A 23,246-nucleotide genomic window follows, 5' to 3' on the forward strand; every position below is an offset into this window, starting at 1 on the left:
GGGTCGTGGTTGCGATCCGTTGCCGTGACGGGAGACGCGTTGCGCGTCGCAGCGATGACGGGTCGTTGGCGTTCCGGGGCGTTGCGTTCGTGCGGCGCCGGCGCGCGTGCGGCATGGAGCATCTCGCTGCGCACACAACGATCGCTGCGCCGACGCACCGTTGACACCTCGCACGTCCAGGTCGCGACACAACGCCACGCTGCGTTGCCGAGCGGAGCGAGGCATATCGGCACACGGACAGGATGCCGGCCGCGAGCGCTCAGCCGGCGAGGGGTCCGTCGCAGAGGAGAGCGACGTCGGTGTCGGGCAGAGCCGTGAGGCCAGCGCATTGCGCGACCACCAGAACCGAACCGCCCCTGCCCTGCGTTTGCGCAGGTCAGGGGCTGTTCGCCGGAGCCGCCTGTCGGAATCGAACCGACGACCTAATCACGTCGGCTTTGCGGGCTCTTCCCAGATGAGGGTGTAGGTCGGCCGGGCCCGTCGATCCGCAGATAGACGTCGAGGTCTCCCGACGATGGAGGTTCCTACGCCATCCATCCGAAAGACCTCGACGTGTCCGACGCTACCCCGCCGGCCGGCTTCGGCCGCCCTGACCTGACCGCCTTCGCTCGACTCGACGGCCTCGGTCTGAGCGTGACCGGGCAACGACTTGAACCGGATCGTGCGGTCCTCGTGTGCCGCGTGGTGGAACCAGATCAGTCTTGCCGACGGTGCGGCAGCGAAGGCGCTGCTCGTGACACCGTGATCCGGCGGTTGGCCCACGAGCCGCTGGGCTGGCGACCGACCGTGCTGGAAGTTGTAGTGCGCCGCTACCGCTGTGCCGACTGCGGACACGTGTGGCGCCAAGACACCAGCGCCGCGGCGGAGCCACGCGCGAAGCTCTCGCGCACCGGGTTGCGGTGGGCGCTGGAAGGGATCGTGGTCGCACACCTCACCGTCGCCCGTGTCGCCGAGGGACTCGGGGTCGCGTGGGACACCGCCAACAACGCGGTCCTGGCCGAAGGCAATCGGCTGCTGATCAACGACCCCACGCGGTTCGAGGGCGTGAAGGTCATGGGCGTCGATGAGCACGTCTGGCGCCACACCAGGCGTGGCGACAAGTACGTCACCGTGATCATCGACCTCACCCCGGTCCGCGATGGCGCCGGCCCAGCAAGGCTGCTGGACATGGTCGAGGGCCGGTCGAAGGCGGCGTTCAAGACCTGGCTCGCCGACCGCGACGACGCCTTCCGTGACGCGGTCGAGGTGGTCGCGATAGACGGCTTCACCGGGTTCAAGACCGCCGCTGCGGAGGAGATCCCGGACGCGGTCACGGTGATGGATCCCTTCCACGTCGTGCGCCTGGCCGGTGACGCCCTCGACAGGTGCCGGCGCCGGGTCCAACTCGCGATCCACGGGCACCGTGGGTTCAGGGACGACCCGCTCTACAAGTCGCGGCGCACGCTGCACACCGGCGCGGACCTGCTCACCGACAAGCAGAGCGACAGGCTACGCGCGCTGTTCGTTGATGACGCTCACGTCGAGGTCGAGGCGACCTGGGGTGTCTACCAGCGCATGATCGCCGCCTATCGCCACGAGGACCGGCAACGTGGCCGCGAGCTCATGGAGAAGCTGATCACCGACCTCAGCGCCGGCGTCCCCAAGGTGCTCACCGAGCTCACCACCCTGGGCCGGACCCTGAAGAAGCGAGCCGCCGACGTGCTCGCCTACTTCGAACGACCCGGCACCAGCAACGGGCCGACCGAGGCGCTCAACGGACGGCTCGAACACCTGCGCGGCTCCGCACTCGGGTTCCGCAACCTGACCAACTACATCGCCCGAAGCCTGCTCGAGACCGGCGGCTTCAGACCCCAACTCCTACACCCCCGATTGGGATGAGCCCGTTTAGATGATCTTGATCCACGGTCTGACCTGAGGTCCGTCGCTCCGGGAGCCCCCGGGCTCGCCGTCCTCCATGGGCCCGCTGTCCGTGGTTGGCTGGGTTGCGGTGCAGCCACTGGCGTCGAGAACGCTGCCGAGCCGATGACGCGCTCATGACACGTAACGTGACACGAAATCAGGTCCGTCGAGGCTGTCGATGATGTCCGTCGCGCCCTGCAGACATTCTGCCGTGGCAACGTGTCGACAAGGCCAGCGCCGCCGCTATCGCGCTCCGTCGCGCGTGTGTCGTTCCAGAGCGCGGAACAGCTGGTTGAGAGCGAACGGCGCTGGTAGCCGTTCCTGCTCCAGGCGCAGGTACGCCCGGTGCTCGGTGGTGAGTGCGGCGAGTGCCGCGGCTTCGGCATCGGTGAGGTTGGGTTCTGGCAGGTCGACTCGGGTGTCGTCCGCGACGGCGAGAGCTCCGTGCTGGTGGAGAGTCATGGGGTCCATGAGGACCGAGACCAGATGCGGCAGCCGAGCACGCGCCCGTGACAGCAAGGTGAATCCGGCCCGGTCAAGGTCTCCCCAGTACAGCTGGTCTGCTGCGACGGTCAGCCAGCCGATCTGGTCCAAGACATTGAGATGGTTACCGAGCGAGTGGACGATCACTGTCCGGGGTCGGTCGGGAACCAGGTAGGCGGACTCCTTGTTTTCTACGATCAGGACCGTGTCGGGCTGGACGGGCAGCGAGGTGACCTCGGGCAGGGGCGCGCTGATGTGCCGAAGGCCACCAATACGGGCGCGCTCGACCGGGTCGGCGATGATCAAGTTGACGTGGACCGGAAGGGCCGTCAGCCCGAGCGGGTCAAGGGCGGCCTGTTCGAGTTCGTCGTCGATTTGGTAGCCATCCGCAGAATGCTCTTCGCGACTGTTAAGGCAGGCCAGGACGAGCCCCCGATTTCGGGCGAGCCACTTGGTGTGCATCCCAGTGACAGGCACCTGCCGAGTGGTCAGTCCGGAGCGCGGGTTCTCGACGAACCATCTGACGGCCTCGAGGAGAACCTCGAAGTCGTGGTTGGCAAGGTCAAGGATCTGTTGCAGCCGGGGACGCAGCCGCGGAACGAGCACATCGGTGGGCAGGGCGCGTATCCGTGACCAACGTTCGTTGGCCCGCTGCCAATGGTTGGCGAGTACCGGATCGAGGCTGACAAGGTCATCCAGCGTCGGTACGTCGAGGTGGGTGGGCACCTTTTGGGAGCCCACGACGGTACGGCGTGTGGTGCTGCGCAGATGGGCGGCCGGATGAGCTTCTGCCCAGCTGTGCCAGGTGTTTACCCACCGGCTGACCGACTCGAAGTCGCGGCCAATCACCTGCGCCGACGGCGCCCCAAGCGCGAAGGAGAATTGCGTTTCGGTTCCGCTGAGCAGCCAGTCGCGCCAGTTCTTGTCGTACCGGACACCAACCTGGTCCATGACGTGATCGGGATCGTGCATCACTCGCGTTCGCCCTCGAGCCGCAGTGCCTCAGTCATCGTCATCGGGTAGATGCGCACGCGGGCGGGGTAGTCCACGTCGACGTTGATGTACGCGACGGACTCCACGTAGTCCTCGAAGGCGGTCGCCTTCTCCCGGGGTGCGCCCACGATCAGCTGGAACCCCAGAGCCTGCAGTGCGGCCAGTGCGCGGCCGGTGTAGTCGCTGTCGGCCTTGACGAACCCTTCGTCGAGGATGACGGACGCGTAGCTGGGCGGACCGTCCCGGCCCTCGCCGAGGCGGAACCGGAGTGCTGCTCCGAGGATGAAAGCGATCAGCTCCTGTCCTTCGCCGCCACTCATGCCCGAGACGCCGTCGTGGACGACCTTGACCCCGTCGAGACGGGCCTCGATGGCGCGGAACTCGACATGCTCGCGGGCGTCGAACACTCGCCGCCGCCACGCGTCTCCGGATCGTGACTGTTCGTCGAGTTTGGCCAAGTGGGTGCGTAGGCGAGTGAAAGCCTTCTCCACCTGGTCGGCGTCTCGTCCGGCGTCCACGCCGATGGTATTACTGGTGTATCGGGTGATGATCTGCCGGAAGTCCTTGAGATCGCTGCTTGGTCGCTCTACCGGTTCGATGCTCAGCGTCGCGTTCTGTCGGAACCGCACGTGGCACAGCACCTGGTTGATCGGGGCCAACCCACGCTTGATCGCCCGGGCATCGTCGTCGATCTGCACCAGCAGCCCGCGCAGCTGACGGTTCATGTCCTCGTCTACCTTCGCGAGCCAGGCATCCTTCGCGCGGGGTAGGTCGTCGGTCACGAGCTGTTCGTAGATCGCCAGCACCGACGGCAAGGACTCGATAGTGCCGTCAGTCTCGCGGAAGGTTCGTTCGTCCAGGTTCCGATAGGCGGCGAGGTGGCCTACCACCGCATGCTCGAGCTTCTCCCGGTCCTCGCGGTGGCGTTCGATCTGCGCACGCAGGTTGTCGATTGCCTCCCCAAGGCTCACCGTGACCCCTGCTACGTCGGTCGGCGCGGCAAAGGGGGTGGCGGCGAGTGCCGCACGCTCGTTGTCTGTCAGTGGTGGCGCGTCGTCGATGCGATCCTCCGCATCCTCGAGGGTCGAGGTGAGGGCGTGCCATTGCTCGTTCAGCCCCTTCTGCCGCTCCTCGAGCTGCTGCACTTCCCCCCTGGCTACGACGGCCGTCTCCCGTTGGGTGCGTAAGAGCGCCACCAAGTGCGCAATCTCGGGCGAGTTGGCCAGGACTAACTGTGCTTCCAGCTCTCCGATGCGCTGAACGGTGGCTGAGGTGTCTATCCGGTCCCAGGACAGGTCGGTGTTAAGCGCTCCCAGCTCGTCGAGTCGGGCTCGAGCCGACTCGCGTCGCAGGTCGGCCTGGTCGGCCACCGATTTGGCGCCCTCCAGCTCCCGCTGGGTCGACTCAAGCTCGCTGTCCAGTTCCTGGAGCAACCGGCGGGTGTCCCATCCGATCCAGGGGTAGCGCAGGCGGCGGTCGTCCTTGGTGAGCCGGTTCCGGGAACCGGTGCGCATGCCGACCGGGGTGATCGACCCGCGCGCCCATGCGGGGTGCCGATCGTCGAGATCGGCGTCTGTCTCCACGCAGAAGTAGTTCGCGGTCTCATTCAGCTCGGCGGCCAGCCATCCCTGGAACGGATGGTCGGCGATATCGAGCAGCGCAGGGATCCCGCTGTCCATCGGGGCGGGCCGGGGTGAGCCAGGACGGGCGGGGGTGATGGTGATCGAACCGTGCATGTCGTGGTCGTGCACGTACCGGCGTACCCGCACGAAGTCGTGGCTCTCGACCAACAGGGTGCTCGACAACGGCAGCAGCAGGCCGATGACCGCCTTCTCCCACCGACGATGCTCGGGCTTGAGCTGGAGCAGCTCCCCGGCGTACCGGAGCCGATCAGTATCAATGTCGAGCGCGGAGGCGATCCGGTTGCGGCGTCCGTCAGCGTCCTCGGGGATGAGGCTGCGCCGTGCCCGCAACCCGGTGATCTCGCGCTCTGTCGCTGTGACGTTCTGGCGGAGTTGCCAGAGCCTGCCCGCTGCTTTGCTGGCCTGTTCGGACGTCTCCCGCAGCAGCGTCTGTTCCTGTGCGGTGAGTTCAACCAGGCTGGCGTGCGTGAGCGTTACATCGCCCGACGATGTCGGCAGTGTCAACTCGAACACCGAGAGGCGGGTTTCGAATTGCCGCCGGTCCTCCTCGACCAGTTTCTGGTCCTTTCTCGCGCTCTTGAGTTGCTCGGTGATGACCGCGGAACGGTCTCCGCCGGCCGCGGTGAGCTGCGTGATCGTGTCCTGCTCGCTCCGTTCAGCGGCGTTGGCAACCGTGACGGCGGTGGCGTGCACCTCGTCCGTCTCGGCCTTGGCGAGGTGATTGTCGTCGATGGCGCTCTGAGCCCATTTGATGATCTTCTCTGCGTGCCAGATACCAACAGGTGCGGGGCCGTCATGGTCCCCGGTCAGCAGGCCATGCTTCGTGACGTAGTCAGCGCCCGCAGAACGGTACTTCTCGGCGATCACGGGAAGGGGAGCCAGCGTCTCAGTGCGGCGACGCGCGGTCTCGAACTCCTTGTAGAGCCGTGACGCCTCCCGGTACGCCTCGAGGGCGATGTCCCACCGCGACAGCGCGAGCGGCTCGGTCAGCACGAACTCCTTGAACAGGGCGTTGATCGAGAAGATGCCCTTTGACGCCTGTGCCCGCCTCAGGAGTTGCATTGCGAGATGTTGGGACTCGTCGGTGGAGCCCATGCCCATGACGGAGCGCATCTTCGCGTGCACCCGCGCCTGCGAAGTGTCCACTACGTCGCCCCGACCCTGGTCGATGAGCCGTTCCAACGAGCCCTTCGACAGCGGGGATGCGCCCTGGCGGACGGCGGTGATTCCGTTGAGTCGTGCTAGGTCGAAGTGGTCGTTGACGAACCCGTAGACGGTGGCACCGTTGATCGTCTCCGGTCCGTCGGTGTCGGGGCCGACCCACGCCATCCGGAACGCAGTAGTACATCGCCCGTCTCGGGTTTCCCATGTGATCGCCGTACCGCTGGGGAATCCTGACCCGCCCGGCGGGCGTAGGTAGTTCGTCGTCGCGGAGCGTCCGTTCTCGTCCTGTCTCTGGTCGGTGTGACCGCGCGCGTAGGAGTAGACGGTGCGCTCCCGCTTCTTGCCACGATCGTCGCGGGCCGCCTGGTTGAACTCCTGCGGATTGGGCAGGATCACCGAGGCCATGGCGTGGAGCAATGTGGACTTGCCTCGTCCGGACGGGCCGACGATCGCGGTACCCGACCGCGCCGCCGTCATGATCTGCAGACCCGAGTAGGCGCCCCAGTTCAGGATCTGCACCGTGCTGATGCGGAACTGTGCCGCGTCGTGCCCGTCCGGTTGGACCGGAAGCGAGCCGCTTTGATCGGTCGGCGTTGCTGCCGCCGGTATGACGGTCACGCGAGCTCCTCGACTGCGCCATCGCCGGTGGAAGCCTCGCTTACAACGGCTGCGGGGTTCGCCTGGATGAAGTACCGCTCCATGCGCATCATCTCGTCAGCTCCGATCAGGGGAACGATGGCCGGCGAGATGACGTACAGGTAGTCTGCGTCGGGGTCCGGTGTCATCAGCTTCAGCTCGGCTACAGCGCGGATCGCAGCCTCCACCCGGCGCTCGAACCTGGCCTCGTCACCGTCGCCGTCCTCGCGGAACGGGCGCAGGAACTCCGACACCTGGACCCGGGTGATCATCACTGAGTCGTCGGCCGCGTCGGAGTACGCGTGCTCCTTACGCAGGTGGATCAGCAGCAGCGAGGCGTCACGGGTCAGCGGCTTGTCGCGACGCAGCATTTTCGGGGCATCCTCAGCCGGGTCTTGCCGCTTGAACGCCACCTCGTAGTCCCTATCGACGACGAGGATCATGTACTGGTCCATGAGTCGCTCGCGGATCTCGAGTTCGTAGGTCAGCAGCGCATCCCATGCCGAGCGGTGGCGAGACCGGGTGATGAACCTGTTGGTCAGCAGTGTCGCCAGTGCCCGGCGCGCCGCGGCCGGCAGCCGCGATCCACCTGACTCCGTCGAGTCGTCACCGTCGAAGTCGTGCTCGTTTACATCGTCTTCGGACGGCGTGTAGGCGGTCTCGACGGGTTCGCTCATGAAAGCTCCTTGGTGGGAACGGGCGAGTCGAAGACCAGGTGCGGCAGGATGGCAATCAGGGCGGTTGCTCGGTCTCCGGACAGCTGCACCCTCTCGTCGAGGTCGGTGTCGATCTGTCCGTGCAGGACCGCGAGGTCAAGCAGGCTCACCAGAGCGCCCAGGTGTTGAAACTCAGCCGGGGTGGCTGCAAACACTTCAGCGCCCGTTACCGCCGGGCGGCTGGTAAGCAGCATGTTGATGGTTCGTCCGATAGCTCGGGGTGCGGTACCGGCCGCCAGCCGAAGAGCTGCCCGGTCCTCGCCGGGGAGTGTCTTGCGCTGCTCGGCGACCTTGACCACGACCTCCTGCGGGCCGTGCTCTCGCCAGAGCTGAGTCTGGGAGATATCCACGACGGCAAGCGCGCCCACACCGAGCGTGTCGTCTGGCAAGTACCGCTGCCCGGGTTCGGCCTGTGTCCAGAGGGCGCCGGCGTGCAGGGCACGGTCGGCGAGACTCAGCAGTCGCTGGTGGCGGCCGTGGGCGGCGCGTGTGAGGAAGCGGCGCAGCGACGCAGTCCAACGCACATAGCTGTTCTGGACGTCGAGTTCGGCGGTGAGAAGGGTCGAAAGCATGCAGTCGAGTTCGTCGCGCTGCGCGGCAGACATGTGCAGGCGTGCGAACTCCTGCGCCAGGATCTGGTCGATGTCGACGCGCAGTTGTTCGGTCTGTCTGGACGACAGCAGCCGGGAGAACCCGAGATATGCAGAGCCCTGGCTCGTCCTGGACAACATGTCGTTCTCGCGTAGGTACTCCTCGACCAGGTCGGCCTTGGGTGGCCCGTCGACCATCGCCCGCCGCGCCACCTCCTGGTGCCGGTCCTCCACCATCGTCCGGAGCTGCCGGAAGTCCGCAGGCAAGGACCGGGTCATGGCGAGGATCTCGCGCAGTTGCAGCTTCATCTCCTCCAGGTTCGCCAGCCGCACCTGGCCGGAGGCGATGTCGTTGCGCCGCTGCTTCAGCTCAACGATCTGCCGGTCGATCCGGCGCAGCTGAACCTGCCGGTCGGGACTGGTCATGTCGGCCAGGAGCCGCACTGCGTGCGAGATGGAGCCGAGCCGAGCGCTACTGACAGTCGTCTCACCTTCCACGAGTTCGCCGACGAACCGCAGCGCCCGAAGGGAGTAGGGCGACAGGCGGTACCGCAGGCGGCCGTTTAGCTTCTCGGTCTCCAGCCAACGCTTCTCGATCCAGTCGCGGCAATGGTCGGCCGGCGAGACATCGCCTCGCCACTCCGGGATCAGCTCGAGAGCCTCGGTGACGCGCTCGTGGAACCACTCGGCGGACACGGACCCATCGACCTGCCCGAGATGCTCAGCGAATAGCGGCAGCACCCAGTCTCTCGAGTATGCCTTGAGCAGCGCCAAGGTCGGGTTCGAGCTCAGTGCTGTCCGGATCAGGTCGCCCGTGATTTCCATGATCGCCAATCGCATCGCTCCGCATGCCAGCACCTGAGTTTGCCCGAACCCACCGACAGAATCGTCCGGTCGGGCGGTCGCGTCTCCCCGAGAGGCGGAGTTGATCACGCAACCGGGCCGTTGCGCGAAGATCTCCTCGCGTTGATCGAGTCGCGGGCTCGGGTGATGGTGGGGCTGCAGGCCGAGGTCGCTGAGTCCAAGCCCTGGCCGGGCCGCAACTCGGCAACTCCTCGCAGCCGCCCTCTGCGGAGGGGCTCCGCGGTATCGCGCTCGCGCGGGGCGCGGCGGCGCAGGGGTTGCAACCCAGGTAAGCAGCCCGGTAAGGGCGGGTCGGCGTAGCTCCAGATCGGCACCCCGGACGAGATCGTGGACCATGTGCCTGACGCGTGCGGTAACTGCGGCAGCGATCTCACGGCCGCGCACCCGGCGGGGTAGTGCGCCGCCAAGTCCGGGACAGCCTGACCATCACCCCGACCGTTGTCGAGCACTGCTTGCATCGCCGGCGAGCTACGCCGACCTCACCTATACCCGTACCGGACTTCGTGGCGTTGTTCGGCGACGAACCCAACTTCCTCCCGCCGCGCTATGCGACAGCCATGTGGTGGGCGGCGAGTCTGGTTCAGGACGCTGACACGGATGAACCTGTCCATTGGCTACCGCCCATCGCCCATCGCCACGGCGGCCCCGATCTCGTTCCCCGCATGCCCGATCTGATCAGTCGCATCGAGGTCTGCCTCGAACAGGGTCGCGTGCCGTTCGTGAGTAACATGGCAACTCAAGATCGCCGTGTCTGCGGTCATCTCGGAGGCCGTCGCCGTCGACGAGATCTTCACCCACGACGCGGGGCGCAACTTCCTCCTGGCGGCGATTCTCGCTTGCTGCCTGGAGTCGCGAGCTACTCGTTCCTCCTCGGAGGTCTTGTCCTGATGCCTTCCGCGGTACGGCGGTCATCGCGCGACGCTCCAGGAACCATCTTCCGAACCCGGCGTGACTTTGTCTTCGAACGCAATGGCTACCCCGGCCGGTCAAGTACAGCCCCGGAGTACAGCAACGCCACCCGTCTCCAGCGACCTTCAACGTCAGCTACGGGTCTTCTGACCTGCTGATATGCCGTGACCGATCGCGCCGCCAACAGTTCACACCGAAGAGGTCACTGGTTCGATCCCAGTATCGCCCACCGTTTGCGCAGTTCAGAGGCCCGGTTCGAGATCTTTCGAACCGGGTTTTGTGCTGGTACAGCTACTAGCTGGTCGTCTGCTCAGCCAGACGTCGCTGCCGTGACCTCGAAGAACATGCGTCAGTCAGTTCTGAGGCAGGGCGGTTGCAGCGCGTCGAGACCGGCCGGGCGTTGGCACACAGGGAGTAGCGAGCCCGGATGTGGTCCTCGCCCGGCCACTCACGGCCGGCGGTGAGGTAGACGCGCCGGTAGTGCTGGAGGGTCGGAGCTCCGAACCGGGCGGCATGGTCACGCACGATCTGATCATGTCGGGCATCGCGGTCACCGGCGGCAGGATCAGCGAACGTCTCACTTACGAGGCGACGGTGGCGGCTGCATCCTTGCCCCGGGGCGGGCGAGTGCGCCCGCCCGTTGTTGCTATGGCGATTCGTCCTGCACCCGTTCCAGGTCGGCGGCGTGCAAGGCCAGAAGCTTCGTCATCGCGTCGTGGTCCCGGTCGCGGATCGCGGCGGTCATGCCCTCGTGGATCTGTAGGGCGTGGGCGACCATCTCGTCCCGCGGCTCGACGAACGCGGCGCGCACGATGCCGCCGCGCAGCAGCGCGAGCACCGTCTCGTACAGCCCCACGACGACCGCCAGATCCGTGGCGTACGCGATCGCGGCGTGGAACGCGACGGTCGCGCGCATGTAGGCGGCCGGGTCGTCGGTGTGTGTGCGCATGTCGTGCAGCGCGGACTCCATGGCCCGGATGTCGTTCGGGCCGGCGCGGTCGACGGCGACGGCGCCGAAGGCGTCGTCGAAGAACGTCCGGGCCTCGAACAGCTCGCGCGGGTTCGGAACGGCGGCGGAGAACCACAGGTCGATCGCTCCGAGGCGGACCTGCGCCGGCTGCTCGGCGACGAACACGCCGCCGGACGGGCCGGGGCGGACGGTGACCAGGCCGCGGTCGCGCAGCAGGCCGAGCGCCTCGTTCATCACCGAGGGGCTGACGCCGTACCGGTCGATGAGGTCGGTCCGCAGTCCGAGCCGGTCGCCCGTGACCGCGCCCCGCTCGACGATGTCGGACTGCACGGCCTCCGCGACGGACTCGGCCCGGGAGCGGCCCCGGCGGACGACGGGGACGTCGGCCTCGCTCATGGCACCTCCAACGACGATGTGCACAAACATTAACGGCTGATCCACCAGCAATGCAGCAACTGCAGCCGGAACCCTTGTCATTGTTCATGAAGGTTTCGTACGGTGGCCGGGATCACAGCGCTGCGAGGGAGGTCGGAGATGCTCGTCGACGTCCACACGCACGCGATCGCCCCGGACCTGGCCGTGCCGCCGTCCGCGGAAGGCCACGCCTGGCCGTGGGTGCTCCGGGAGGGCGACGACGTCGCCACGATCCACGTGGGGGAGCGGCGGTACCGCACGGTCGACTCCCGGTGCTGGTCGGCCGGGGCGCGGCTGCGGGACATGGACGCCGAGGGCATCGCCGTTCAGGTGATCTCCCCGACCCCGGTGACGCTCGACCACACGGCGCCGCCGGTGGGTGCCGCCGAGCAGGCCCGCGCACAGAACGAATTCTTCGCCGCGCTCGTCGCCGAGGCGCCCGACCGGTTCCGCGCGCTGGGCGCGGTCCCGCTGCAGGACCCCGTGGCCGCGGTCGCGGAGCTGCGACGGTGCGTGCTCGACCTGGGGTTCGACGGCGTCGAGGTCGGCGCCCGGGTCGGGTCCCTGGAGCTGGCCGACCCGCGGTTCGCGCCGTTCTTCGACGCCGCCGACGAGCTCGGTGCCGTCGTGTTCGTCCACCCCGTCGACGAGATGCTCGATCCGCGCCTGGTCCGGGCCGGGCTGGCGTTCGGCGCGGGCATGCCCACCGAGACGGCGATCGCGGCGGCCGCGCTGCTGACCGCGGGCACCCTCGTCGACCGCCCGAACGTCCGGGTATGCCTCGCGCACGGCGGGGGCGCGCTGCCGTCGATCCTGCCGCGCGTCGCCCACGGCCAGACCCTCGCCGGCGGGACGCCGACGGCTCTGGAACGTGCCCGCGGCCTCTGGGTCGACTCGCTCACCTACGACCTCGCGGGCCTCGACCTGGCCGCCGCCCGGGTCGGCGACGACCACGTCGTCCTCGGCACCGACTACCCCTTCGCCGCCCGCGAGCAGCCCGCCGGCGCCGTCCTCGCGCCGCCCTGCCCGCCCGAGCGGCGCCGTGCCGTCGGCGTCGACAACCCCCGCGCACTCCTGACCTCCGCCCGCCGACCCGCCACGGAGCGCCGATGACCGCCACCACCACCGACCTCGCCGAGGGCCTGTACGCCGACGCGCGCGGGGTCCGGACCCACTACCACGACGCCGGCACCGGGCACCCCGTGCTGTTCCTGCACGGTTCGGGGCCCGGTGTCTCGGGCTGGGCGAACTGGCGCCTCAACCTGCCGGTCCTCGCGGACCGGTTCCGGGTGCTCGCACCGGACGTCGTCGGCTTCGGTGCCACCGAGCGGCCCGCCGACGTGCGCTACTCGCTGCGCTCCTGGACCGACCACGTGTGGGACTTCGCCGACGCGATGGGGCTCGAACGGTTCTCGGTCGTCGGCAACTCGCTCGGCGGGCGGATCGCGCTGGAGATGGCGAACGACCGGCCCGAGCGTGTCGCCCGCATGGTGCTCATGGGCTCGCCCGGTGTCGGGATGACGATCACCGAGGGGCTGCGCGCCCTGCGCGCCTACACGCCGTCGCCGGAGAACATGCGCGACCTGCTCCGCACCTACTTCGCCGTCGATCCCGACCTGATCACCGACGACCTGGTCCGCATCCGGTACGAGGCCAGCGCCGCCCCGGGCGTGCACGAGGCCTACACCGCGATGTTCACCGACTCGCGCCACGACGGGGGTAACCTGGGCATCACCGAGGAGCAGGTCCGGGCCACCGCGACGCCGTCGCTGCTCGTGCACGGCCGCGAGGACCGCGTCGTCCCCGCCGACGTCTCCTGGACCATGGTGAACCTGCTGCCCGACGCCGACCTGCGGGTGTTCGCCCGCTGCGGGCACTGGACGCAGATCGAGCGCGCCGACGAGTTCAACGCCACCGTCGCGGACTTCCTGGGCCGGGGGCAGTGAGATGACCGTTCTCGACGGCCTCGTCGGCACCGGCTCCCGCCTCGTCGTCGAGGAGCCCGAGCGCTTCCGCGTCCACCGGGACTCGATGATGTCCCCGGAGATCCTCGCCGAGGAACACGCGAAGATCTTCGAGCACAACTGGCTCTACGTCGGGCACGAGTCGGAGATCGCGAACCCCGGCGACTACGTTCGGCGCCGCGTCGGCGGCCGGCCGGTGTTCATGGTCCGCGGCGCGAAGAGCGGGAAGGTCAACGTCTTCCACAACTCCTGCACCCACCGCGGCGCCGTCGTGTGCCGCCAGGACCGGGGCAACGCGAAGGTCTTCCAGTGCTTCTACCACGCCTGGACCTTCGACTCGGAGGGCACGCTGTCCGGTGTCCCTGACCGCGAGGCCTACGGCGGGACGCTGGACTGGGAGGGCCTGGCGCTCCGGTCGGTCGCGCGGGTGGAGAGCTACCGCGGCTTCGTCTTCTGCTGCTACGACCCCGAGGTCGTCGGGCTCGTCGAGTACCTGGCCGGCGCCAAGGACTACCTCGACCTGATCATCGACGCCGCCCCGGCCGACATGGAGATCGTCCGCGGCACGAACGAGTACGGCATGGACGCCAACTGGAAGCTGCTGGTCGAGAACTCGATCGACGGCTACCACGCGGTGTCCACACACGACACGTACTTCAAGTACCTGGTCGCGCTCGGCACCGACCTGTCGGTCGGCGTCACCGGCACCGCGCACGACCTGGGCAACGGGCACGCGGTGCTCGAGTACGAGGCACCGTGGGGCCGTCCGGTCGCGAAGTGGGAGCCGCTGTTCGGCGAGGACGCGAAGGCGTCGGTCGACGGGCTGCGCGCCGGGCTGGTCGAGCGGTTCGGCGAGGAGCGGGCGCACCGCATGGCCGACCTCAACCGCAACATGCTGATCTACCCGAACCTGATCGTGAACGACATCATGGCGCTGACCGTGCGGACGTTCGTCCCGACGGCGCCGGACCACATGGAGGTCACGGCCTGGGAGATGGCCCCGCGCGAGGAGCAGCCCGACGTGCGCCAGCGCCGGCTGGACAGCTTCCTGACGTTCCTCGGCCCGGGCGGGTTCGCCACGCCCGACGACATCGAGGCGCTCGAGTCCTGCCAGCAGGGTTTCACCAGCGGCGGGGTCGAGTGGAACGACATCTCCCGCGGCATGACCCGCGAGCCCCGGGCCAACGACGAGGCGCAGATGCGCGCGTTCTGGCGACGGTGGCGCGCGGACATGGACCGCGTGGACCGGACGGTGAACCCGTGAGCGCTCCCGCCCGGGTCCGCAGGCCCACCCGCAGCGAGGTCGAGGATCTCCTGTTCGCAGAGGCCGAGCTGCTCGACGCCTGGGATCTCGACACCTGGCTGACCCTCTACACCTCCGACTCCCGCTACGTCGTCCCGGCGACCGACGTCCCGGACGGCGACCCGACCACGGACCTCGTGCTGATCGACGACGACCGGCTGCGCATGACGCTGCGGGTCGAGCGGCTGAACAGCCGCAAGGCCCACCGCGAGTACCCGCACTCCAAGTGCCGCCACCTCGTCACCAACGTCCGGGTCGGCGAGCCCGACGGCGACGAGATCCCGGTGCGGGCGTCGTTCATCGTCTGGCGCACCCGCAACGGGAAGGACTCCACCTGGGTCGGCGGCTACACCTACCGGCTGGTGGAGCGCGACGGCGCGCTGCGCATCCGTAGCAAGCGGGTCGAGCTGGACATGTCGTCGCTGCGGCCGGCGAACGACGTGGCCGTGATCCTGTGAACCCGCTCGCGGGGCGGGTGGCGGTGGTGACCGGGGGAGCCACCGGCATCGGCCACGCGATCACCCGGCGCCTCGCCGCGGACGGCGCCGCGGTCGTCGTCGCCGGTCTGGGGAAGAAGGAGGTCGACGTCGTCGTCGCGGCCCTTCTCGACGACGGCCGGCGGGCCGCCGGGTTCGCCGGCGACCTCGCCGAGCCGGGCACGGCGGACCGGCTGTGCGACGAGGCGCTCGCCGCGTTCGACGCGGTCGACGTGCTGGTCAACAACGCCGGGGGAGGTGTCATCCGGCCGACGCTGGAGCACACCGAGGACACCCTGCGCGCGACGATCGACAACAACCTCTGGACCACCCTGCGCTGCTCGCTGGCGGTGTTGCCGCACATGCGACGACGCGGGTACGGCCGCATCGTCAACATCGGCGCGGAGTCGGTGCGCAACGGGCTCACCGACCACGCCGTCTACAACGCCGCGAAGGGCGGGGTGCACGCGCTGGCGACCGGTCTGGCCCGGGAGTTCGCCGGCGACGGCATCACGGTCAACACCGTCGCGCCGTCGTACATTCGCACCGACGCCCTCGACGCGGCGATGGCCGCCGGCCGCGTGCCCGGGCGCCTGCGCACCGTCGTCGACGACGCCGTGGCCCTGATCCCGCTGGGCCGCCCCGGTGAGGTGGACGAGGTGGCCGCCGCGGTGGCCTACCTGGCCCGCGAGGACTCCCGGTTCGTCACCGGCCAGACCCTGTCGGTCAACGGCGGAAGCAGCATGAGCTGATGGAACGGAACGGAGCACCGATGAGCGACGTCCTCGGACTGGGCCTGACGCACTACCCCCTGCTCGGCGGCCGCGACGACATGATGGCCGTCCTGCTGCGCGGCACGCTGACGGATCCGGACATCCCCGCCGCGGAGAAGGATCCGGCGGGCTGGCCCGAGCTGATGCGGGCCGAGTGGGGCGACGACGAGGGCCGCGCCGCTGCGCCGGGTCACCGCACGGCCCTGGTCGAGGGCCTGGCCCGCTGCCGGGAGCGGCTCGACGCGTTCGCGCCCGACGTCGTCGTGGTCTGGGGCGACGACCAGTACGAGAACTTCCGCGAGGAGGTCGTCCCGCCGTTCTGCGTGCTCGCCTACGACGACATCGACATCCACCCGTTCTCGCTGATGAACGACTACGGCAACCCGAACGCCTGGGGCCGTCCCGACGACATGACCATGACGCTGCACGGCAACAAGCAGTGGTGCCGGACCCTGACCAACCAGCTGATGGACGACGGCTTCGACATGGCCTACTCGTACCGCAAGCGCGAGGGCGCGCACTTCCCGCACGCGATCGCCAACACCCAGGTCTTCCTCGACTACGACAACGCCGGCACGGAGTTCCCGTACACGATCCTGCCGATCACCGTGAACTGCTACGGCCAGCACGCCATCGCCCGCAAGGGCGGCCTCGCGAGGTTCGCGGACATCGCCACCGAAGAGCTCGACCCCACCGGCCCCACGCCGGCCCGCTGCATGGAGCTGGGGGCGGCCGTCGCACGGGCGATGCGTGGCTGGGGAATGCGCGTCGCCTTCGTCGCGTCGTCGAGCTGGTCCCATGCGTTCCTCAACGACAAGGACTGGCACCTGCGCCCGGACACCGACTCGGACCGCGAGCTCTACCGCGCGTTCGTCGACGGCGACCGGGAGCGCTGGCGGCGCACCACCGGCGCCGAGATCGTCCGCGACGGCCAGCACGAGATGCTCAACTGGTTCTGTCTCGTCGGGGCCATGGACGAGCTCGGCCTGCCGCTGCGCTGGTCGGAGATGGTCGAGACCGACGTCTTCAACTCGAACAAGGTCTTCGCCATCTTCGAGGGCTCGTGAGGCCCTTCGAGAGATCGTGCAGCTTGTGCTCGGCCACGCCGACATCAGGATCCAGGACGGTGAGCGCCAGTCGAAGTCCCCTCGGAGGTGCTCGATCATCCCGGAGGGCAACGACTCCAAGCGTCCGGCGATGTCCTGAGTGGTGTCGGCGGGGCGTCGGGCACGAGCGGACCCCAGTCGCTGCCAGGCGGGATTCCCGCGGTTGTCCCGGGTGGCGAGCGGACCCGGGAGCCTGGGGAGCGGCCCCCGGTCGATCTCAGCGGAGGGTGAGTGGGGCAGACCGTTCGTACCGCTTCGGAGTACAGCAACGCGAACCGTCGTCGCGCCGACCCCGCCCGATACTGCGGCAGCGGACCGCCCTCGGCGGCACGCTGGCCAGGGTCGCCCACCCTGACGGATGCGTGTCCCCGCCGGGTCGGCGGGATCCGAGGGCTCGGCTCCCGCGTCAGTCGTGCGTCGGCCACGTCCTGCCCGCTTCCCGGACCGAGCCGTCGTCCGCTGCCGGGGTCAGCGCGGAGCGCATGACCGCTGCGGCGTGGCCGGGGTCGTCCCCGAGGCCGACGACGAGATTGGTCGCCATCGGCGCGAACACCTCCCGCAAGGGGTCGGCGAACGGCGCGAAGTGCCCGGCGAGCTCCAGCACGACGAATCCGTGGGAGAAGCTCCACAGCTGCGCCGCGATCGACTCGGGGTCTCCCTCGCGCAGGTGACCCTGCGCGATCGCGAGCCGGGCGTACCGCACGAGGGGTTCGTACGCCCGGTCGAAGTAGCTCGATCGTCGGCCGGGCACACCTGCGCCGTCCGGCGCCGACGCCCACTGGTCGGCGCGGTATCCCCCGGGGTTGGACAGCCCGAACATGAGGTCGAACAGGTGCGGGTTCGCGTGGGCCGCTCCACGGTAGGTCAGGGCCAGGTCGCAGAATCCGGCGACGGGGTCGTCGAACTCCGGCCGGTCGGCGAACACGGTGCTGAGCCGGTCGAAGCCCGCCTCCACCACCGCGGTCACGAGCTGCGGCATCCCGCCGAAGCGCCGGTAGACGACGATCGTCGTCGCGCCGGCCTCCGCCGCGATCCGCCGCGCCTGCACCGCTTGTGGGCCGACGGTGCGTAGCAGCTCGATGACGACGTCGACGAGCTCCTCGCGCGTGGGCCGCCCCGTCCGGATGACGGTGTCGCCGGAGGGCGGTGTCGCGCTCAGTGCAGTCCTGTCGTGGGCATCGTAGGAAAGCTACCCGAGGAGAGCGCGGCGGCGTAGGCGTCGGTGTCGTAGAGCGGTAGGTCACCGCTGGTGTCGGTGTCGGCGAGGTAGGAGCGCATGACGGCCTGGGCGTGGTGGCCGGTGAGGACCGAGAGGAACTCGCGCCGCTCGGCGTGCAGGCCCTCGGGCAGGGTCGCCGAGCCGCCGAGGTAGATCGCGCGCTTGCAGGCCGCGATCGCGGCCTTGTCGCGGGCGCCGAGGTGCGCGGCCCGGGCGAGGGCGGTGTCGAGCAGTTCGTCGGCGGGTACGACGGCGTCGACGGTCCCGGCCTCGAGTGCCTCGGCCGGGGTGAGGGCCCGTCCCTCGAGGATCATCAGGAGGGCGCGGTGGTTCCCGACGAGCCGGGGGAGGCGCTGGGTGCCACCGCCGCCGGGGTTGAAGCCCAGCAGGATCTCGGGCTGTCCGAGCTGGTGGTCGCCGTCGGCGGCGATGCGCAGGTCGCAGGCCAGGGCGATCTCGTGGCCCAGTCCCAGCGCGGAGCCGTTGAGAGCGGCGACGAACACCGCGCCGCTGGTGTTCATCCGCAGCAGGGTGTCGTGGAGCTTGTCGAGCTGGACCGCGCCCCACAGCGGGGTCCGGGAGACCACGGACTCCGGTCCGACCCGGCGGGCTGCGGCGCCGGCGCGCGCGATCCCGCCGGCCAGTCCGGGCCCGGCCTTGGGGCTGGCGGCTCCGCCCTCCTGCAGCCACCGGACGTCGGCGTGGGCGATGAACCGGTCCGGGTGGGCGCCGGTGAGGACGACGGCGCGCACCCCGGGGTCGTCGGTGGCCCGGTCGACGAGCGCGGCGAGCTGCTCGGCGAGGTCGGGTCCGACGAGCCCGTGCGGCGGTCCGTCGAAGCGGGCCAGCAGGACGGGGCCGTGGCCCTCGACGGACAGGGTGTGCTCGGTCATCGTGGCTCCTGGTTCTCAGGCGGTGGTGAACGCGGCGAGGTCGTCGCGGGCGAACGCGGCGACGGCGTCGTCGGCGGCACGGGTGTGCCTCAGGCGCTCGACGAGCGCGGGCACGTCGGCCGCCGGGAGGGCGGCGGTCAGCTCTCCGGCGGGCAGCCCGGTCCGGACCCGGCTGACCGCGCAGCCGGGGCTCACCGCGGAGGTGCCCGCGGCGGCGAGGGGGACGATCTGGCACTGGGGCTTGGCGGTGAGCCGGAGTCCAGGGACGGCGCTCTGCAGGGTGGTGAGCGCGGCCGGCGAGAGCCGGATGAGGACGACGTCGGGGGCCGCGGCGCCGTCGAAGGGCTCGTAGCGGATCGCGGTGGGGCGCGTCGCGAGGCGGGGCGCCGCGGCCAGGTCGTCGCCGGTGACCCAGCCGCTCGCGAGCAGCGCGGCGGTGTCCGCGCCGGCTGCCGCGTCCTCGAGGTCGAGGAATCCGTGCGTGTAACTGCCGACGCTGCAGTGGGCGTGGTCGGCTGCCCGGGTGTCGAGCACGGCGTCCTGGGCCGGCGCCCAGAAGCAACATCCGGCCGGCTGGTCGACGACCGGCGCCCGAGGGGCGCTCGGGGCGTCGTCGGCGATGGTGACGGCGACCGGGGGATGCTCGAGCCCGAGCAGGTCGACGAGCGCGCCGGTGAGGTCGGAGGAGGTCATGGACGGCTCCGGTGGGTCGTGGTGGCGACCTCGACGTGGTGGGTGTCGATGTCGATGTCGATGCTCAGGGCGTCGGGTGCGGTGACCCGCCAACGATCGCAGCGGTGGCCGTCGACGGTGACGGTCACGGCGGCCGGGTCGTGAAGCTGCTCGACGGTCACGGTGGTGACCTGACCGCGGGACGAGGGGCTTCCGGCTGCGGTGTCGATGTCGAGGACGGCACGTGCCGGGTCGTAGCGGGCGCCCCGGATCGCCAGGCGCGGGTAGTCGACCCCGGTCAGCGTCGGCTCGGTGTGCATGGCGGTGTTCGGGGCGGTGAACACGCGTGCACAGGCCCCCGGCCCTCCGCACTCGGTGAGCATCAGCGTGGCGCTGAGCTGGCCGCGCGGCCACGGCTCGTCGTGGCCGTAGAAGAATCCGAAGCGGTCGTTCTCCGCGCCGAAGAAGCGCGGGCTCATCGTCGTCTCGACGACCTCGCGCAGGCGGGCCTCGGTGACGTCATCGCCGACCTCGCGCGCCATCCAGTAAGCGGTGGAGAGCATCTGCGGGTCGTCGGCGAGCTGGGTGACCGGGATCGTCGGGTCGCTCCAGCCCAGCCGGCGCACCGCCTGGCCGTAGAGCCGCTCGGTCCAGGCCCGGTCCTGGGGTTGCAGGTAGTGCAGCACCGTCAGTGCGCTGTAGGCGCTGACCGGACCCGGCAGGATCATGGCCTCGGCGATCATGGGGTCGTAGTAGAGGGCGAACCAGTCGAGCTCGCCGTCGGCCGTCTCGGCCGTGTAGTGGCGGCGGACGTAGTCGATCCAGTCCGGGACGGGCGCGTGGGTGTCCTCGCCGACGAGGCCGTCGTAGAGCTGGAGCCCGAGCGTGGCGGCGCTGCAGCAGAACGGCCAGATCTTGGTGTTCTCGCAGTGCGGACCCTGCGGACGGGCGGCGAACTGTGCGGAGAGGTAGCGCGCCATCCGGGCGTGGGTCCAGGTGAACTGCCGGTTGCGGTACCCGGTGACCTCGAAGGGTTCGTGCTCTCTCGCCTCGCCGGAGATGTAGCGGCGGATGCCGAGCAGCAGGTTCAGCCAGCCCCGGTAGAACAGGTTGCCGTCGGCGCCGACCGGGTCGGGCTGCAAGCCCCACGGCTCGACCCCGTTCGCGGTCCACCCCGGCATCGCGTACCGGCCCCGCATCGACTCGGGCACCACCGCGAGCCACTCGGGCGGGTAGCGGTCGACGTAGGGGTCGGGCCCGATCAGGGTGCACCAGTCGACCGCGCCCCAGAACGAGACGTAGCGGCGGATCAGCTCGTCGGCGATCCGGACGTAGACCTCGCGCCACGCCGGGGTCGCCTCGCACATGACGGGCAGGACGTAGCCCGTCTCGGCGAGGTCGAAGCGCGGGAACGCGCACATCGGGGGCTGGCTGTAGCGGTCCCACCAGACGTGCGGCTCTCCCTGGTCGCTCCAGTCGTCGGGGGTGGTGGCCTTGTCCCAGAGGAACCGCAGCCAGCCCAGGGACCGGTCGTTGAGGGTCGGGTTGCTCATTTCACGGCTCCGGCATGGGTTCGCCGGCGCCGCCGCGCACGAGCCACAGCCGGGAACGCGCCGCCCAGGCGGCGGGCCAGTCGTGGTCGAGCTCGTCGCGCGCCGGTTCGACGACGATGGACTCCGCGCCGTGGGTGGCGGGGTCGTGGGCGAGGTAGGCGCCGGGCAGGGAGCCCGGGCCGGGGGTGCGGCCCAGCGGCAGGAAGGTCCGGGTCAGTCCCCAGAACCACAGCAGGATCAGCATGCTGCCCCGGATGCGGACCCGTCCGCGGTGGACGTCGGCCACGATGATCGGCACCGCGCGGGGTGAGACCAGACCTGCCAGGGCTCTCGCGCTGCTCTCGAAGTACGCGCCGTGGTCGGGGTCGGGGATCGTGTTGGGCGCCGAGCGGACCGTGCGCCGGACGCCGTCGAACCACCACGTCCGAGCGACGCCGTCCTCGGTGGCGAGGGTGAACGACAGGGTGCGGGTGACCTGGTCGCGTACACGCGCTCGACGCCGGGTCAGGCGCAGCCCGAGGGCGAGGGTGGCCAGCACCGCACGGAGCAGGGGGCGCGCGAGCACGCCGGGGAGCAGCCGGAGGGGGCCGGCGCGCGCAGCGCGCGGGGGCCGCGAGACGGTCACGCCGGCACCGCCAGGTGCCGGACGAGGAAGTCGGTCTGCCGGGCGACAAGGCGTTCGAAGGCCTCGCCGAGGTAGAAGTCGAAGTGCCCGGCCCGGTCGTGGTGCAGCTCGACGTGCGGCGCTCGGCGGACGTGGCGCAGGGTCGCGCGCGGTGGGGCGACGCTGTCGGTCTCACTGATGCAGACCAGCAGCGGAGCAGCGACCGACCGGGCGCCGCGTCCGGGCCGATAGATCACCAGCTGCGGCAGGGCGCGGGCGAGCACCGCGTTGACGAAGCCGCCCTCCCGTGGTGCCAGGGCGAGGTATCCCGGCAGGGCGTCCGGGGTGCTCATCAGACCCGGCGAGTCGGGCGTCCCGGCCAACGGGACGGTCACCGGGGGACGACCGAGCAGTCCGGCCACGACGTCGCGGGCCACCGCCGGGAGCAGACGCAGGGTGCCCGGGCCGAGCCCCAGCGCGCTGGCGACACCGTCGGTGAAAGGACACTGGCTCACCACTGCGCGGACCTCCCGGTGACGCGCCGCGACCCGCAGGACGTGCCCGCCGCCGAGCGACGAGCCCCAGATCGCGGGGCATGTACCGTCGACCTCGGAAAGCGTCGTGACGAATGCGAGTGCGGCATCCCAGTCCTCGAGCTGACGGCGCACCGAGAGCATCTGGCGAGGTTCCCCGCCGCTGTCGCCGAAGTACCGGTAGGTGAACGCGAGGACCGCGAGACCGGCGGCCGCGAACCGCTCGGCGTAGGCGTCCAGCCCCATCTCCCGGGTACCGCCGGCGCCGTGCCCGAGCACGACCACGGGCGGGCGGGGCCGGCCGGCGGGAAGGTACAGCCAGCCGCGACAACGATCCGCGCCGGAGACGAACTCGACGTCGCGACGTTCCCACACCGCGGAGTGGACACACGGCGTCACGACGGCAGCGGCCGGTTCTCGGCAGCCCAGAGTCGCTCCTGCTCGGATCCCCCTCGCGGAGGCACCTGGCCGTCGATGGTCCACAGGTCCATCGGCGTCTCGTCGACGTGTATCTCCCACGCGAGCCCCCTGCCCTCGGTGAAGGGGCGGAGGACCTCGTTCGCTGCCGCCATCGCCGCCGCACGCATCTCCGTGCCCTCGAGCTGGCGTGCGATGTGGTCCACCTGGATCCGCACCGAGGCCGACCGGGGCTCACCGCCGACGAGGAAGCTGTCGGGCCCCACCTCGTGGAACAGCGTCACGACGTAGAACTTCGGGAGCCCGAACGGCGTGTAGAGCGCGGTGACCTCCTCGGCGAGCTGCTTCTTGTCCTCCGCAGACCAGACTCCTGGAGGGTGGTAAAGGTTCCAGAGCGGCATATCGAGTTCCTCTCCACGCCTGGCCAGGACATGCCGGCGTCGTTGGTGATA

General features: G+C 69.7%; 19 protein-coding genes. 7 read left to right on the plus strand and 12 right to left on the minus strand.

The genetic code is table 11. The features are described 5' to 3' along the window. Window positions 1-552: 552 nt before the first annotated feature. Entirely contained in the window at window positions 553-1,878 is a 1,326-nt protein-coding gene (locus tag EV383_RS13110) for an ISL3-like element ISPfr2 family transposase (protein WP_130290176.1), read from the plus strand. Between the two features lie 264 nt (window positions 1,879-2,142). Here the strand turns inward: EV383_RS13110 and EV383_RS13115 are convergent, their stop codons facing one another. The 5 genes from EV383_RS13115 to EV383_RS13135 all read right to left on the minus strand — a co-directional run bounded on the left by EV383_RS13115 (window position 2,143) and on the right by EV383_RS13135 (window position 11,263). After that, complete coding sequence (locus EV383_RS13115; RefSeq protein WP_207223511.1) at window positions 2,143-3,333, minus strand: Wadjet anti-phage system protein JetD domain-containing protein; 1,191 nt, start codon at window positions 3,331-3,333, stop codon at window positions 2,143-2,145. A gap of 20 nt (window positions 3,334-3,353) precedes the next feature. After that, the gene (locus tag EV383_RS13120; RefSeq protein WP_130290178.1) at window positions 3,354-6,800 is read right to left on the minus strand and encodes an ATP-binding protein; all 3,447 of its coding nucleotides are present in this window, start codon (window positions 6,798-6,800) and stop codon (window positions 3,354-3,356) included. After that, window positions 6,797-7,495, minus strand: a complete 699-nt coding sequence (locus tag EV383_RS13125) for a DUF4194 domain-containing protein (protein ID WP_130290179.1) — start codon at window positions 7,493-7,495, stop codon at window positions 6,797-6,799. The genes EV383_RS13120 and EV383_RS13125 overlap by 4 nt, the downstream gene beginning before the upstream one ends. Further along, a complete protein-coding gene (locus EV383_RS13130; RefSeq protein ID WP_165438333.1) occupies window positions 7,492-8,964 on the minus strand; it encodes a DUF3375 family protein in 1,473 nt (490 codons plus the stop codon). Before EV383_RS13130 ends, EV383_RS13125 begins: the two co-directional genes overlap by 4 nt. A gap of 1,579 nt (window positions 8,965-10,543) precedes the next feature. Then, window positions 10,544-11,263 (minus strand): FadR/GntR family transcriptional regulator, encoded by a 720-nt coding sequence (locus EV383_RS13135; protein ID WP_130290181.1) that lies wholly within the window; start codon window positions 11,261-11,263, stop codon window positions 10,544-10,546. A gap of 138 nt (window positions 11,264-11,401) precedes the next feature. On the opposite strand from EV383_RS13135, the gene EV383_RS13140 reads away from it, so the two are divergent. From EV383_RS13140 to EV383_RS13165, 6 genes are read left to right on the plus strand one after another with little or no spacing between them, the layout of a single operon-like run. After that, the gene (locus EV383_RS13140) at window positions 11,402-12,394 is read left to right on the plus strand and encodes an amidohydrolase family protein (RefSeq protein ID WP_130290182.1); all 993 of its coding nucleotides are present in this window, start codon (window positions 11,402-11,404) and stop codon (window positions 12,392-12,394) included. Next, window positions 12,391-13,227, plus strand: a complete 837-nt coding sequence (locus tag EV383_RS13145) for an alpha/beta fold hydrolase (protein ID WP_130290183.1) — start codon at window positions 12,391-12,393, stop codon at window positions 13,225-13,227. Before EV383_RS13140 ends, EV383_RS13145 begins: the two co-directional genes overlap by 4 nt. 1 nt (window position 13,228) lies before the next feature. Further along, entirely contained in the window at window positions 13,229-14,509 is a 1,281-nt protein-coding gene (locus EV383_RS13150; RefSeq protein ID WP_130290184.1) for an aromatic ring-hydroxylating oxygenase subunit alpha, read from the plus strand. Then, window positions 14,506-15,006, plus strand: coding sequence for an aromatic-ring-hydroxylating dioxygenase subunit beta (locus EV383_RS13155; protein ID WP_130290185.1), 501 nt, complete (start codon window positions 14,506-14,508; stop codon window positions 15,004-15,006). Before EV383_RS13150 ends, EV383_RS13155 begins: the two co-directional genes overlap by 4 nt. 26 nt (window positions 15,007-15,032) lie before the next feature. Beyond that, a complete protein-coding gene (locus EV383_RS13160; RefSeq protein WP_242623064.1) occupies window positions 15,033-15,776 on the plus strand; it encodes an SDR family NAD(P)-dependent oxidoreductase in 744 nt (247 codons plus the stop codon). A gap of 20 nt (window positions 15,777-15,796) precedes the next feature. Next, window positions 15,797-16,864 carry a DODA-type extradiol aromatic ring-opening family dioxygenase gene (locus EV383_RS13165; RefSeq protein WP_130290187.1) on the plus strand — a complete coding sequence of 356 codons (1,068 nt, stop codon included), beginning with the start codon at window positions 15,797-15,799 and terminating at the stop codon, window positions 16,862-16,864. A gap of 445 nt (window positions 16,865-17,309) precedes the next feature. Here the strand turns inward: EV383_RS13165 and EV383_RS13170 are convergent, their stop codons facing one another. Genes EV383_RS13170 through EV383_RS13200 form a run of 7 tightly spaced genes read right to left on the minus strand, consistent with a single transcriptional unit; the run spans window position 17,310 to window position 23,195 of the window. Continuing rightward, window positions 17,310-18,062, minus strand: a complete 753-nt coding sequence (locus EV383_RS13170; protein ID WP_341273752.1) for a TetR/AcrR family transcriptional regulator — start codon at window positions 18,060-18,062, stop codon at window positions 17,310-17,312. Next, entirely contained in the window at window positions 18,059-19,015 is a 957-nt protein-coding gene (locus tag EV383_RS13175; RefSeq protein ID WP_130290189.1) for an enoyl-CoA hydratase/isomerase family protein, read from the minus strand. The genes EV383_RS13170 and EV383_RS13175 overlap by 4 nt, the downstream gene beginning before the upstream one ends. A 15-nt stretch (window positions 19,016-19,030) precedes the next feature. After that, entirely contained in the window at window positions 19,031-19,708 is a 678-nt protein-coding gene (locus EV383_RS13180) for a DUF169 domain-containing protein (protein WP_130290190.1), read from the minus strand. Further along, window positions 19,705-21,240: a linalool dehydratase/isomerase domain-containing protein gene (locus EV383_RS13185; RefSeq protein WP_130290191.1), complete on the minus strand. Its 1,536-nt coding sequence runs from the start codon at window positions 21,238-21,240 to the stop codon at window positions 19,705-19,707. Before EV383_RS13185 ends, EV383_RS13180 begins: the two co-directional genes overlap by 4 nt. Window position 21,241: 1 nt before the next feature. Then, on the minus strand, window positions 21,242-21,865 hold the full coding sequence (locus tag EV383_RS31155) for a hypothetical protein (RefSeq protein WP_207223512.1): 624 nt from the start codon (window positions 21,863-21,865) through the stop codon (window positions 21,242-21,244). Continuing rightward, window positions 21,862-22,776: an alpha/beta hydrolase gene (locus EV383_RS13195; RefSeq protein WP_130290192.1), complete on the minus strand. Its 915-nt coding sequence runs from the start codon at window positions 22,774-22,776 to the stop codon at window positions 21,862-21,864. The genes EV383_RS31155 and EV383_RS13195 overlap by 4 nt, the downstream gene beginning before the upstream one ends. Beyond that, a complete protein-coding gene (locus EV383_RS13200; RefSeq protein WP_130290193.1) occupies window positions 22,773-23,195 on the minus strand; it encodes a tautomerase family protein in 423 nt (140 codons plus the stop codon). The genes EV383_RS13195 and EV383_RS13200 overlap by 4 nt, the downstream gene beginning before the upstream one ends. Between the last annotated feature and the right edge of the window lie 51 nt (window positions 23,196-23,246).

Origin of the sequence: Pseudonocardia sediminis (assembly GCF_004217185.1) — a bacterium.
GTDB lineage: Bacteria > Actinomycetota > Actinomycetes > Mycobacteriales > Pseudonocardiaceae > Pseudonocardia > Pseudonocardia sediminis.

What these genes read in the sequence shown, in the direction of transcription:
- EV383_RS13115 (WP_207223511.1), bottom strand. Translation starts at nt 3,333, where the DNA reads ATGGACCAGGTTGGTGTCCGGTACGACAAGAACTGGCGCGACTGGCTG.
- EV383_RS13125 (WP_130290179.1), bottom strand. Translation starts at nt 7,495, where the DNA reads ATGAGCGAACCCGTCGAGACCGCCTACACGCCGTCCGAAGACGATGTA.
- EV383_RS13130 (WP_165438333.1), bottom strand. Translation starts at nt 8,964, where the DNA reads ATGCGATTGGCGATCATGGAAATCACGGGCGACCTGATCCGGACAGCA.
- EV383_RS13135 (WP_130290181.1), bottom strand. Translation starts at nt 11,263, where the DNA reads ATGAGCGAGGCCGACGTCCCCGTCGTCCGCCGGGGCCGCTCCCGGGCC.
- EV383_RS13140 (WP_130290182.1), top strand. Translation starts at nt 11,402, where the DNA reads ATGCTCGTCGACGTCCACACGCACGCGATCGCCCCGGACCTGGCCGTG.
- EV383_RS13145 (WP_130290183.1), top strand. Translation starts at nt 12,391, where the DNA reads ATGACCGCCACCACCACCGACCTCGCCGAGGGCCTGTACGCCGACGCG.
- EV383_RS13150 (WP_130290184.1), top strand. Translation starts at nt 13,229, where the DNA reads ATGACCGTTCTCGACGGCCTCGTCGGCACCGGCTCCCGCCTCGTCGTC.
- EV383_RS13165 (WP_130290187.1), top strand. Translation starts at nt 15,797, where the DNA reads ATGAGCGACGTCCTCGGACTGGGCCTGACGCACTACCCCCTGCTCGGC.
- EV383_RS13175 (WP_130290189.1), bottom strand. Translation starts at nt 19,015, where the DNA reads ATGACCGAGCACACCCTGTCCGTCGAGGGCCACGGCCCCGTCCTGCTG.
- EV383_RS13180 (WP_130290190.1), bottom strand. Translation starts at nt 19,708, where the DNA reads ATGACCTCCTCCGACCTCACCGGCGCGCTCGTCGACCTGCTCGGGCTC.
- EV383_RS13185 (WP_130290191.1), bottom strand. Translation starts at nt 21,240, where the DNA reads ATGAGCAACCCGACCCTCAACGACCGGTCCCTGGGCTGGCTGCGGTTC.
- EV383_RS13200 (WP_130290193.1), bottom strand. Translation starts at nt 23,195, where the DNA reads ATGCCGCTCTGGAACCTTTACCACCCTCCAGGAGTCTGGTCTGCGGAG.